Here is a 12,882-nt window from a genome sequence, read left to right as displayed (position 1 = left end):
GCGATGGTCCTATGATGGGGCCATCGCCCGTGGAGACCGCCGATGACCCTGCCTTCGTTCAAAGAGCAATTCGCCGCGCTGATCGCCGCGCCGTCGGTGAGCTGCACCCAGGCGCAGTGGGACCAGTCCAATCGCCCGGTGATCGAGTTGCTGTCCAGCTGGCTCGGCGACCTCGGCTTCGCCTGCGAAGTGCAGGAAATTTCCCCGGGCAAGTTCAACCTGCTGGCCAGCTACGGCAGTGGCCCAGGCGGCCTGGTGCTGGCCGGGCACAGCGACACCGTGCCCTTCGACGCCGAGCTGTGGCAGAGCGACCCGCTCAAGTTGACCGAGGTGGATGGCCGATGGGTCGGCCTCGGCAGCTGCGACATGAAGGGCTTCTTCGCCCTGGTCATCGAGGCGGTCCAGCCCCTGCTGACCCAGCGCTTCCGCCAGCCGCTGCTGATCCTCGCCACCTGCGACGAGGAAAGCTCGATGTCCGGTGCCCGCGCCCTGGCCGAGGCCGGGCGGCCGCTGGGACGCGCCGCGGTGATCGGCGAGCCGACCGGTCTCAAGCCGATCCGCCTGCACAAGGGCATCATGATGGAGCGCATCGACATTCTCGGGCAGAGCGGCCACTCCTCCGACCCGAGCCTGGGCCATAGCGCCCTGGAGGCGATGCAGGCGGTGATGGGCGAGCTGCTGCAGCTGCGCCAGGAATGGCAACGCCAGTACCGCAACCCGCAGTTCAGCGTGCCGCAGCCGACCCTCAACCTCGGTTGCATCCATGGCGGCGACAACCCCAACCGCATCTGCGGCCAGTGCTCCCTGGAGTTCGACCTGCGGCCGCTGCCGGGCATGCAGCCGGAAGCCCTGCGCGCGGCGATCCGCCAGAAACTGCAGCCGCTGGCCGAGCAGTACCAGGTGAAGATCGACTTCGCCCCCTTGTTCCCCTGCGTGGCCCCCTTCGAGCAGGACGCCGACGCCGAGCTGGTGCGCCTGGCCGAGCGCTTGACCGGGCATCCGGCGACGGCGGTGGCATTCGCCACCGAAGCCCCCTATCTTCAGCAGCTCGGCTGCCAGACCCTGGTGCTCGGCCCCGGGGATATCGACTGCGCGCACCAGCCCAACGAATACCTGGACATGTCACGCATCGAGCCCAGCGTGCGTCTGCTCCGTGAACTGATTCAACACTACTGCCTGAACCCGGCCCCATGAGGCGGGAACGACCCTTGCCAGCGGAAGGAGAGAACGCGTGATGCTGCCCCCACTGCGACGATAAAGCGGATGCCGCTGGCTGCTTCACCGGGCGCTGCCGCGCCCATTCATGCGTTCCCGAACAACGGCTTACAGGTTTGCTTTGCAATGCACGACTACGTCAACTGGCTCCGCCACGCTTCGCCCTATATCAACGCCCATCGCGACTGCACCTTCGTGGTGATGCTGCCGGGCGAGGGCGTCGCCCACCCGAACTTCGGCAATATCGTCCACGACCTGGTGCTGCTGCACAGCCTCGGCGTGCGCCTAGTGCTGGTGCACGGCTCGCGCCCGCAGATCGAGGCGCGTCTGAGCGCCCGCGGCCTGACCCCGCACTTTCACCGCGACCTGCGGGTGACCGACGGGGCCACCCTGGAGTGCGTGATCGACGCGGTGGGCCAGTTGCGCATCGCCATCGAGGCGCGCCTGTCCATGGACATGGCCGCCTCGCCCATGCACGGCGCCCGTCTGCGGGTGGCCAGCGGCAACTTCGTCACCGCCCGGCCCATCGGCGTGGTCGACGGCATCGACTATCACCACACCGGCGAGGTGCGCCGCATCGACCGTAAGGGCATCGGCCGCCTGCTCGACGAACGCAGCATCGTGCTGCTGTCGTCGCTCGGCTACTCGCCCACCGGGGAGATCTTCAACGTGGCCTGCGAGGACGTCGCCACCCGCGCGGCCATCGACCTGGGCGCCGACAAGCTGCTGCTGTTCAGCCCCGAGCGCGGCCTGCTCGACGAACAGGGCAAGCTGGTGCGCGAACTGCGCCCGCAGCAGGTGCCGGCCTACCTGGCGCGCCTGGGCAACAGCTACCAGGCCGAACTGCTCGACGCCGCCGCCCAGGCCTGCCGCGGCGGGGTCAAGCGTGCACATATCGTCGGCTACGCCGACGACGGCTCGCTGCTCACCGAGCTGTTCACCCGCGACGGCGGCGGCACCCTGGTCGACCAGGAGCAGTTCGAGTCGTTGCGCGAGGCGACCATCGAGGACGTCGGCGGGCTGATCGAGCTGATCAGCCCGCTGGAGGAGCAGGGCATCCTGGTGCGCCGCTCGCGCGAGGTGCTAGAGCGCGAGATCGAGCAGTTCAGCATCGTCGAGCGCGACGGCCTGATCATCGCCTGCGCCGCCCTCTACCAGATCGCCGACTCGGACTTCGGCGAACTGGCCTGCCTGGCCGTCAACCCGGCCTACCGCCACGGCGGCCGCGGCGACGAGTTGCTCGAGCGCATCGAGGAGCGGGCCCGCGCCCAGGGCATCAAGACCCTGTTCGTGCTCACCACCCGCACCGCCCACTGGTTCCGCGAGCGCGGCTTCGTGCCCAGCAGCGTCGACCGCCTGCCGGCGGCGCGGGCGTCGCTGTACAACTTCCAGCGTAATTCGCAGGTGTTTGAGAAGGCGTTGTAGGCTAACGGGGCCGGCTTTTAAACGTCCAACCCGCGTTCGCGCTCAAGATCGATCAGCCGGGTGGTGGGGCCGTCAGCGTGCAGGCGTTCGGTGACGATCTGCGGCCAGCGGTTGCGCGAGCGTCGCTTGGCGACGTTGTAGGTGAACCCCTGAATCCAGTTTATCGGGTAGAAGAACAGGTCGCCGAGGAACAAGGCGGCATCGATCCCGCTGAGGTAGTTCTTGCCGCCTGCCGCCGCTTTCTTCTCCGCGATGGTCTTGCGCGAGTGCGCCAGGAAACCCGTGGGTTTCGTATGGGCTGCCAGCTGGCTTTTGACGAAGGCATCCGAGGCGCTGTGGTTGCCGTCCTTGTCGAACCAGGGGCCGTTGTTCATATTAGGCGCGGATGTATTCCCAGAAACCTTTCTGCATGGCCAGCGTCTTGCCCATGGGGGCGCCGAGGCTGACCATCAGGGCGTTGTCCGGCTCACCGAGGCGGTGCACGAGTACTTCCAAGGAGGCGTTGTTCATGCCGGCGGTGTAAGGGCCGACGATCTGAAACTCGCAGGCGACGGCATGGATGCCCTCCCAAGGGCTGTGGTAGAGCAAACCGTTATGGTCGAAATAGACTTCGCGGGTGCGGCGGTTAAAGAGGATAGGTAGTGGGAGGGGGCGGCTGATTTCCCAAACAAAGGGAACCATAAAGGCAGGTACACATATCCAGAGCATGGGGGGTACAAGGTCCCAGCGCCCAGAAAACAACGCTAAAACTAGTATGCAGAAAAAGAGCATCGCCCCTCCAATTCCGCCGATTAAGCCTGTTGCCATGCCTCTATCGCTATCGCCGCCTACCTGTAATGTCAGGTAATACTCGGTGTGTTCATCGATAATAAACAGCTCCATGGGCTTTTCGCCCGTGGGCTGGTCGGCGGTCAAAACTGCGCTGGGTGCTTGGCCGTATTTTTGGCGCGCCTGCTGGATCAGGTCTATTAGAGCCATGCGATGTCCTTTATGTCGATAGCGGGAAGGGTAAGGCCTTCCAGGGGCGAGTACCTTCTTCCTCGCACAGGCTCTGGACGAAGTGCAGATCAGATTCGTCGTACTGCACGCAGTACTCGCGCTCGGGGTACACCGAGCCGAGTTGGAAGCGGTAGGCGTTGGCCTGGATGCCGTGCTCCTCGAGCACTTGGCCGATGATCTTCGCAACCGTCAAGTGCTGGAAGATGCGTTGGTTGATGCGGTGCGCCAGGTAGGCCAGCTGCGGCCTCAGGCTCAGGTGGTAGCGGGTCAGGCGTTTGCCGGACTCGCCCTGGGCGAAGCGGTAGATGTGCCCGTGGATGCCGTTGCCGGCTGGCGACAGGGTGAGGAAGGCCGGGCGATGCAGCAGGGCTTCCAGGTCGAGGTCGGGGCGTTCGCTGACCAGCTCCAGCTCGAAGGCAAAGGGCTGATTGATGGCCTCATAGCTACCTATCAAAGCCGTGACCTGCCACTGATCGTCCTACGGAGTAGAAAGCGCTGCTATTTCTTCTTGCTCGGCAATGAGCTGTATGTCGATCCGCTCTGCATCAGGCAGCGCAGAAAGCCGCTGTAGATCTTGAATGACTAGATTCAGCGGTCGAAAAGTGTTGATCAACACATGCGGGGTGTCGCCAGTGCGGGAAGTTTTGACTCGGTACTGGCGCCAGCGATGAGGGCCTAGACGCGCCTCGTAAACCACTTTCGACTCTAAGGTGATCGTGTCGATCTCGACAAATGGAATTCGAATATCGGTAGATAGCTCCGGAAAACGGCCGCATTTAAATACCAGTAGTAGCCCGCTCTGCTCTGCATATACCTCTATCTCGTCATCCGGAATGCCACGTTTAAGTAAGTGAAGAACAAGAAACGGCACAATCACTGCTGCAAGCAGCGTAATGGCTGCAAGCCAGTCGTGACCAGTTACTACTGCAATTGCGAACAACCCAAGGAGGCTCACAACGCAAGCTAGGTATACCTTTCCTTGGTGAGTGCTCGGCTGGCCTACCAAGGGCTCGAATCGATCAAACTCGCCATCAGTGTAGTGGACGTTGTTAGCATAAAGTCGAATCCGTTCCTGTCGCATAGCTATTCCTGCAGAAAGTGTGTGATGTTCTAAGTTTCTTCGACTGCTAGTAGTGCGTTTGGGTGGTGGTCGATGAGGAGCGGAACCACTCGATGGTTTGCTTTACCGAAGCGCAGGCAATCAACTCTTCCCAGGGGATATAGGCGGGCTTGCCTTTGGTGGGGATATAACAGACTTCACGGCGCTGCCGGTTAAAGCGAATGGGTGGGTGTTGGGTTTCTTGGTAAACGGCATAGGCAAATATTCCAGCAAACATAAACACAAAGAAAAGCCAGACTAGCCAAAAAGGCCAAAGCTCTAGGGTTGAAATTTCAACCCATCGCGTCACAAAGGGATGGTTCCAATACTTCCATTCCCCCCCCCACGCAAGGGTTCCCCCGTATAAAAAGAACGAAAACACCATTACCAGAAGTGTCCCGAATGTAACTCTTACTCCAAACTCAATTCTCCCGGTGCCCTGTGCAAAATCGAGATAACGTTCACTGACCTCGCGGTGCATCTGCTGAGCGCTCAGTGGCGCTTGCCCTGTGGGCGGGGGGCGGGGTGCCAGATAAAGGATTTCCAAGCCGGTTTGGCGGTCGATATCACCGGCCTGGGGCAGGCGCTCATACTGATCAGCAGTCACTCAGTTCAGGGCCCCACGCTTGGCGGCTCTTTTCCCTTTGCCGCGGCGTTTGCGCGGTGGTTGGGGCACGTCATCCGGGTTTGTTGCGGCGTCGCTGAACGTGGCGTTGAAGTACTGCATAAAGTCCTGGCCACGGGCATAGGCGGCCTGGATGTCGGCGCTCTGTGCCAACAGCTCGGTACTGGGCTTGGCCCACTGTTCGGGTGGCAGCGACTTGGACCATTCGCGAACCTCCTTGGGGAAGCCGGCTTTGGGCAAGCGGCTGAACCATTCCCCGACGTGGCAGGGCAACGTCCAGCCGGTCAGCACCTGCAGCAACCACCAGCCGCGATAGCGAATAAAACCGAACTGTTCGCGGTAGACCTCACAAGCCACGCGGAAGTAGGCGAGGCTGCCCTCCTCATACTCCGGCGGAGGTGGTGCGGGTAAGGCACTGGGGCCTTGCTCCATGTAAACGCGCAAGGCTTCCCACTCGCTGACAGCGAACATCAGGCTGGCAGAGGGCACATTGAGCCAGTACATCTGCCCGGCCAGCGTGTCGCGAAAGCCCAGGCGCAGGGCAAAGTGGGTATTGACCGCAAACTGGGTGATGGTCTGCTCCACCGAGGCGCAGGCAATCAACTCTTCCCAAGGGATATAGGCGGGCTTGCCTTTGGCGGGGATATAACAGACCTCGCGGCGCTGCCGGTTAAAGCGAATAGGGGGGTGTTGTACTTCTTGGTGGACGGCATAAACAAATACACCGCCGTATATAGCAAAAAATATCCCAAATAGAATTACTCCAGCCCAACTTCCAAAGAAAAAACTAGACCATGTCAAGAAGAACGGTTTGCCCCAATACTTCCAATCCGACCAAGCCATTAGTCCTGTAGTAAAAAGCCAAAAAAGCACTAATAATGTGAATGTTCCCAAAATTACCCGAACACCAAACTCAATCCTCCCGCCACCCTGTGCAAAATCCAGATAACTGTCATTGACCTCGCGATGCATCTGCTGGGCGCTAAGCGGCGCTTGCCCTGTGGGCAGGGGGCGGGGGGCTAGGTAAAGGATCTCCAAGCCGGTTTGGCGGTCGATATCACCGGCCTGGGGCAGGCGCTCGTACTGGCTTTCAGGCATGCAGGTGCTCCGGCAGTATGTCGATATAGCCCAACGCTGAACTGGCGGGTGGGGCGGCCTTGGCGGCGGCGATGGGCTTTTTCAGCGGGGTAAAGGTGAGCGGCACACTGTAATGCAAGTAACCACCCTCACTGTTAAGTGGTTTTACGGCCATTTCCGGCTGGTAGACCAAGCGTAGCGATAACAGGCTTTGCGCCCCCACCCAATCGGCCGGCAGGCGTAACTGCACGCTCAGTGGTTCATGGCTGAGCACCCGCAGATTCTCGCGCAACTCCAGGCCCACATCGCGCACCTGCTGCGGCCCGCTGCGCAGCTCGGCGGTAAGCAGCAGCGGGTGTTGGGCCAGGCTGGCGCTGCGCAGGCCGAGCATATCCAGGCGATAGGTTCGGTACTGTTCGCCATCGCTGGGGTCTTGCTCCAGGCCGGTGTCGCTGATCACCGGCTTGAGCGTGGCTTCGGCCAGTTCCTGGTAGTGCCGTGCTTGATCCCAGGCGTTGTCATCCTTACCCCAACAGCTTTGCAGCAGCCAACGCTGGTGATCATCCAGATTGAAAAAGTTGAACAGGATTTCACCACCCAGTTGCAGGCCAGTAAACACCAAGCCCCAGGGGCTGATACGGGCGGCGAAGCTCATAAAGCGCACGCCACGCGTGGCCCAGGCAGCAGAAAATGCAGCTCTGCGAGTCAAGGCTGGCGATTCGACCATCAACTTACTCGCCGTGCGGCTTAGCATCACGAGATCCGCCCCACCTTTTAAAGTCATGGCAGTATTCACACCCGTAGTACCTAGGTCGCCCGCCAGGGCCATAGCGGCACCAACTCGCTCACCAGCAGTACCCGCGCGGAGGGCAATAGTCCACTGGCTCCAATTTCTCAACGTTGTACCCAATGCGCCAAAGGCAGCGAAAAAGCTTATAGGGGTTCCCAAAGCTAGGCCGAGCTTCCCAAGGCGAGCAGCAAAAAGCGCTCCGCTACGTTGTGGGCCAGCGGCGTTGAGGGACTTCAATACGGTATCCACCATCGCAATATGAGCGCCCTGGTATGCGCTAAGCCCAGCAGAGATGGTCCCTGAAAGTACGCCAGCAAAGATCAGCATGTCCTTCATGCTTTTTTCTTCTTGCTCGTGCCATACACTCCATGCCGCCATCGCATTTTGCAATTGCACATAAAATAAAATGCTAGGCAGCCACGCATTTTTAAAGGCGGCCTTATAGGTACCACTGGTGCCATAGCCCTTGAACTGACCGCTGCTCATACGGCGGATTTCGTTTTCCAGGGCGGCGTGCTGCGCTGAATCCAGGCCACGAATACGCAGGCCGTTGTGACCGTTGCTCAAGGTGCTGGTGGGGCTGAGGCTGCCCTCCAGCTGCAGGCGTAGCTGGTTGCGCTGCGTGCGCAGGGTGGCCAGTTGCTGGTTGTAGGCCTGTTTTAGGCGCTTGGCCTGTTCACGTCGCTCAGCCGGTAGGCTGCGCCGTTTGCTGTCGCGCTTGGCCTGGTTGCGCTGTTTGATCAGATCATCTTCTGCGGCAATCAAACCGTTGAAACGAGCGAGATTGTCCTTGAAGCGCTGCACTTCATCCGGCTTGGCGGGGTCGAGCCAGGCGCCTTGCTGGCGCAAGGCAAACAACTGCCCAAGACGCTGGCCGTGGTTGGCGTGTTTGTCGAAGTCATCGAGCAAACTACTTAAACCACCGGTGTGGAGTTGGGTTTGGGCGGTTTGCAGCCATTTGTCGATGCGCATGGACAACGCCGGCACATAGGCGGCGTTGACCACGATACCCATCTGCTGCGCCTGGGGCGGCAGGTTCAGGCTTTTTGCCCAGTAGCTGCCGAACAAACCCTCAATATCGTTCTGTCTGTCTATTGCCTTGCTCATGGCCTCGCGCAGGTTACCCACCTGTCTCAGCCACTTCACCACCTTGGGTGCTTGCTTGCGGACAAAGGCATCGGTAATGCGCGTCTGAAACGCCGGCAAGACGTAGTAGGGGAAGGTATGGAAATACTCGCCGATGGCGGCCAGGCTTTCGTCGGTGCGGCACAGGTCGCGTGTGCAGTGCTGCTCCGACACCAGCGCCGCCATAAGCTGATCATCATGCTCCGGGTCGAAGTACCAAGCACTAAGGTGGTATTCGCCTTTGGTGAAAATGCTCACACGGTCATCGGTTATGCGCTCCAGCCGTGCCGTCCAGCGCTGGAGATGCGTACGCTCGCGGGCGAGGTAACCCTTCATTTCTTCGTGGTGCACCAGGTCATGGATGCCACGAGCACCTAAGCCCCGGCCTTCCAAGGTGGCATGGCTCTCATCCTCAAGCGCCTCGATATCATCTTCGAGTTCTTCGTAGAGCTCCTCGCCCAGCGCGCCGATCATGGTTTGTTTTTTGCTATCCCGCTCCAGGCGGGCCGCATTGGTCTTGGCGTCGAACCCATAGCCAGGCCAGCCTGCTTTTTCTGGATGCTTGCGTTTTTGCCAGGTGTAACGGTTACGGGCATTGATGTAGTCGTAAACCGTTTCGCGCTGGGCGGGAGTGGTCTTGTCGAAGAACGCGTTACTGGCATGCTGCTCGGCGTTCTTTTCACCGATTTCCATGAGGGTTTCGATGTAACTGCCCATCACGTATTTGAGTTCTTTACGCTGTTGCTCACTCCACTGCTCGATCCAACCGACGACCTTGTCTTGTTCTTCAGCCAGGTCGCGCATCACGCCGATGCTGTCTTTGAACACAAGGTAAAGGTGGTCGTGCTCGTAATCAGCAAGCAACGATTGTTTGACTGCGCCAATCTGCGTTGGCCGGTACAGCGGTTGATGCTCCCAGCAATAGTCCTTGCCTTCTTCTGCATGCGCCCCGGCCGGCAAGGCTGACTGGCTTGGCTGTTCTGCGACCTCGGCAAGCCACTGCTGGGCCTGTTTGGCGGTTAACAGATGGGCGGCGCCCTTCTCGCAGTCAGCCTTGCCCAGGCTGACAAATTGCATAAAACGATCACGCTCTTCGCGGCTTTTTAGCATCTGCGAGCACTTGTAGGCCGTCCACTGCACTTCTGCGTAACACACATGCAGGTTACTGCCCCGCGGGAACAACAGGCGAGGCTCGGCGACCGCGCCTTGGCGTTTATCCTGCGCGGCCTCTTTACCCTTCCAAATGAACTTGGTGACCTGGCCCTTTTCCACACGGTACTCATGCAAATAGCCCGAGCCGTTGTCGATGACATACAACCAGCCATCCCGTAGCAGGCGTATCCCCAACGGGCGGGATTTGAGCTTGTAAGGCACGGCCAACTTTGTCGAGGGATCAAGGCGCTCGACCAACCCATAGCGCAAGGGCAGTAACTGAACCTTGTTTTTCATCAGCGGGCAGCTGCCGCTGGCGGACTTCGCGTCCGTGCTGCTTTTGTCGGCGGTGTTTGGGTCCTTGCCGGCGCTGCGCGGCGGTTGTTGGGCGGTCATACAGAGCTCCTTTCCATGGGCGCGGCGCGATCCTGTGCTATACGGGCCGCCTGTTCGACGCGTTGTGAAGGCGTTTGCGCCGATGGGGTATTTAACAACGCTGCAATATCTTTGTGGGCGTGTAGCGCGTCATGACCCAGGAAACCAAACACATTGGCGTAGAGCGTAATGTCACGTTCGCTGTTAAAACCTTGCTGGTAGGCACTCAAGGCTAGGTCGTGCACGTGTTGCAGCCGCTCACGCCGAGTAAGCTGCACTTGATAGGCAGGGAAATACTCCTGCATGTGCTGATCGAGTTGCAGCACGATGCCGCGGAAACCCACCTCTCCAAGCAAGCTCAGCTGTTCATCGGAAAGACCATAGGGTTTGTTTTTAACAACCTCTGCCGCGGCACCTGCACGCAGGTGTTGTTGCCAGCAGTCGTTTAGCGCATCGGCCGCCACGACCCGTTTGATGGGGCCGAACAGGGTGGTATCACCGTGCTGTACGGCATGCCCAAGCAATGCATTGGCCACGGCGGGGTCGGCCAGGCGCAAGAGCATCTCGTCACCTAGGGGGTGACGAACGCTGAGCAGCCAGCGCAAGTGGGTTAACAGCTCTGCTTCTCTCTCATGTCCAAACACCAGGTAACCCCATTCATCACCGGCATTGGCGAAGAACTGAGCCAGCACGGGATCATGTGGACCCGCTACAGGAATCAAGCAAGGGGAGAGCTCACTCAAGTCGCTCCATCGCGTCGTCAGGTAGAGCGGCTCGAAAACTGGCGACTCTGTCCACTCGTACAGTCGCTGAGGCAATCGTTCAACACTCACGCCGTCGAGGAGTAGCGCAGCACCCTCCGCCCAGGGCAGGTCTGTTGGAAGGCTCATCAGGCCGGGGCTTTTACTGCTCATCCATTGCCTCCTGCTTGGCGGCTTCGCAGATGGCGCACAGGGGCTTCTTCTGCAGCAACGCCTGCTTCTGCGCCTGGATCAGCAACTCCCCCGCCTTATCCGCATCCGCTGCCTTGACCTTGCCCGGCAATACCGGCGCCGCCCCCGAGCCGCTGCCCGGCCCGCCCCCTGAGTTGATCTTGATGATCGGGCCGACCATCGTGATGCCGCCGGCATCCAGCTTGATAAAGCTGCCGGCGGCCTTGAAGGTCAGTTCGCTGCCGGCTTCGAGCACCACTTTCTGGCCGCTGGACAGGTGGATCTCGCTGCCGGCGTTGATGAACTGGCCGGTGCCGATCTTGATGTGCTGGTTGTTGCCGACGTTGAGGTGGTCGTTGGCCTTGATCTCGCTCTTGCGGTCGGCGTGGGTGGTGCAGTGTTCTTCGGCCTTGAACTCGCTGTAGCTGTTGGCCTCGACCCTGTCGTGGCGTTCGTGGCCGATGCGGATCTTCTGGTCGTGCTCGATGTTCTCGTCCCAGTCGCGCTGGGCGTGGATGTAGATCTGTTCCTGGCCCTTGCGGTCCTCGATGCGCAGTTCGTTGTAGCCGCCTCCGCCGGGGCTGCTCAGGGTCTTGAACAGGCTGCAGGTCTTGTTGGCCGGCAGGTCGTAGGGGACGACGTGTTCCTTGTGGTACAGGCAGCCGGTGACCAACGGCTGGTCGGGGTCGCCTTCGAGGAAGGTGATCAGCACCTCCATGCCGATGCGCGGGATGGCGATGCCGCCGTAGCGGTCGCCGGCCCAGCTGCTGGACACGCGCAGCCAGCAACTGGTCTTGTCGTCGGCTTGGCCCTGTCTGTCCCAGTAGAACTGCACCTTGACCCGGCCGTACTCGTCGCAGTGGATCTCCTCACCGGCCGGGCCGGTGACGATGGCGCTCTGGCTGCCGAGGATGCGCGGTTTGGGGTGTTGCACGCTCGGCCGGTAGGGCACCGTCCAGGGCGTGGCGCTGAAGCGGTTGCGGTAGCCCTGTTGGAAGCCGTCGCTGACCTCGGTGTGGCTGGTCACCGCCTCTTCCAGCACCTGGGGCTGCTTGCCCTGGTGCTGCACTTCGGTGAGCAGCCAGAGGTCGTTCCAGCTGGGCCGTGGGTGGTCGGTGAAGGCCAGGAAGTGGCCGCTGACCAGCAGGCTCTGATCGCTCTCGCCCTCGGCCAGTTCGAAGTCGTGGCGGTGGCGCTCCAGGGCGCGCTGGCTCAGGTGCTTGCCGCGCTCGCGCTCGACGAAGCGGCCGGGGTAGTCGTAGTCCTCCAGGTCCGGACTGAAGGGGCTCTTGGCGTCGGCCTCCAGCAGCAGCTTGGGTTTCTCGAAGTCGTAGTCGCGGCGGGTCACCCGGCTGGTGCGGGTTTCCACGCGCACGCCGAAACGCTTGATCACCGGATTGTCGGCGACCAGGCCGCTGTCCTGCTGGTAGGCGGTTGGGGCGAGTTTGGGGAAGGGCGTCTGGTCGTCGCCGAAGACCAGTACATGGCCCTGTGCGCTGTGCTGGAAGTGGTAGTGGATACCCTCTTCCTCGCACAGGCGCTGGACGAAGTGCAGATCGGATTCGTCGTACTGCACGCAGTACTCGCGCTCGGGGTACACCGAGCCGAGCTGGAAGCGGTAGGCGTTGGCCTGGATGCCGTGCTCCTCCAGGACCTGGCCGATGATCTTCGCCACCGAAAGGTGCTGGAAGATGCGTTGGTTGACGCGGTGCGCCAGGTAGGCCAGCTGCGGCCTCAGGCTCAGGTGGTAGCGGGTCAGGCGTTTGCCGGACTCGCCCTGGGCGAAGCGGTAGATGTGCCCGTGGATGCCGTTGCCGGCTGTCGACAGGGCGAGGAAGGCCGGCCGATGCAGCAGGGCTTCCAGGTCGAGGTCGGGGCGTTCGCTGACCAGCTCCAGCTCGAAGGCGAAGGGCTGGCTGATCGCCTCGCGGCCGCTGAATTCGAGGATCTGGAGATCGTGGCTGACGCCCTCGATGTCCAGGCTGAAATGGGTCTGGTTGGCCTGGGCGAACATCCGTTGTTCCTCTTCAATCGTTCCTTGAGTCGCGCCAGTACGCGCGGCGGCGCC

General features: G+C 61.0%; 10 protein-coding genes and 1 pseudogene. 2 read left to right on the top strand and 9 right to left on the bottom strand.

Going from position 1 to position 12,882, the window contains the following annotated elements; all coding sequences use genetic code 11:
• The first annotated feature begins 42 nt into the window (after positions 1-42).
• Together argE and argA are read left to right on the top strand one after the other, a co-directional pair.
• Positions 43-1,194: an acetylornithine deacetylase gene (gene argE / locus ACSX1C_RS14215; RefSeq protein WP_439886670.1), complete on the top strand. Its 1,152-nt coding sequence runs from the start codon at positions 43-45 to the stop codon at positions 1,192-1,194.
• Positions 1,195-1,341: 147 nt separating this feature from the next.
• Complete coding sequence (argA, locus tag ACSX1C_RS14210) at positions 1,342-2,640, top strand: amino-acid N-acetyltransferase (protein WP_439886669.1); 1,299 nt, start codon at positions 1,342-1,344, stop codon at positions 2,638-2,640.
• Between the two features lie 17 nt (positions 2,641-2,657).
• On the opposite strand, the gene ACSX1C_RS14205 is transcribed toward argA, so the two are convergent.
• The 9 genes and pseudogenes from ACSX1C_RS14205 to tssI form a co-directional block, all read right to left on the bottom strand.
• Positions 2,658-3,014, bottom strand: a complete 357-nt coding sequence (locus tag ACSX1C_RS14205; RefSeq protein WP_439886668.1) for a hypothetical protein — start codon at positions 3,012-3,014, stop codon at positions 2,658-2,660.
• A gap of 1 nt (position 3,015) precedes the next feature.
• Entirely contained in the window at positions 3,016-3,618 is a 603-nt protein-coding gene (locus ACSX1C_RS14200; protein ID WP_439886667.1) for a hypothetical protein, read from the bottom strand.
• A 52-nt stretch (positions 3,619-3,670) separates the two neighbouring features.
• A pseudogene (locus ACSX1C_RS14195) lies at positions 3,671-4,078 on the bottom strand (contractile injection system protein, VgrG/Pvc8 family); the annotation flags it as partial.
• Positions 4,079-4,117: 39 nt separating this feature from the next.
• A complete protein-coding gene (locus tag ACSX1C_RS14190) occupies positions 4,118-4,720 on the bottom strand; it encodes a hypothetical protein (RefSeq protein WP_439886666.1) in 603 nt (200 codons plus the stop codon).
• 46 nt (positions 4,721-4,766) lie between these two features.
• On the bottom strand, positions 4,767-5,345 hold the full coding sequence (locus ACSX1C_RS14185) for a hypothetical protein (protein ID WP_439886665.1): 579 nt from the start codon (positions 5,343-5,345) through the stop codon (positions 4,767-4,769).
• Positions 5,346-6,461, bottom strand: a complete 1,116-nt coding sequence (locus tag ACSX1C_RS14180; protein WP_439886664.1) for a DUF6708 domain-containing protein — start codon at positions 6,459-6,461, stop codon at positions 5,346-5,348.
• The gene (locus tag ACSX1C_RS14175; RefSeq protein ID WP_439886663.1) at positions 6,454-9,903 is read right to left on the bottom strand and encodes a toxin VasX; all 3,450 of its coding nucleotides are present in this window, start codon (positions 9,901-9,903) and stop codon (positions 6,454-6,456) included. The genes ACSX1C_RS14180 and ACSX1C_RS14175 overlap by 8 nt, the downstream gene beginning before the upstream one ends.
• Complete coding sequence (locus tag ACSX1C_RS14170; RefSeq protein WP_439886662.1) at positions 9,900-10,796, bottom strand: DUF4123 domain-containing protein; 897 nt, start codon at positions 10,794-10,796, stop codon at positions 9,900-9,902. Before ACSX1C_RS14170 ends, ACSX1C_RS14175 begins: the two co-directional genes overlap by 4 nt.
• Positions 10,786-12,828, bottom strand: a complete 2,043-nt coding sequence (tssI, locus tag ACSX1C_RS14165; protein ID WP_439886661.1) for a type VI secretion system tip protein TssI/VgrG — start codon at positions 12,826-12,828, stop codon at positions 10,786-10,788. Before tssI ends, ACSX1C_RS14170 begins: the two co-directional genes overlap by 11 nt.
• Between the last annotated feature and the right edge of the window lie 54 nt (positions 12,829-12,882).

The organism is Pseudomonas sp. MBLB4123 (assembly GCF_051904775.1).
Taxonomy (GTDB): domain Bacteria; phylum Pseudomonadota; class Gammaproteobacteria; order Pseudomonadales; family Pseudomonadaceae; genus Aquipseudomonas; species Aquipseudomonas benzenivorans_B.
The sequence above is the reverse complement of the archived record's forward strand: the minus strand, read 5'-3'. Positions and strand labels throughout refer to the sequence as shown.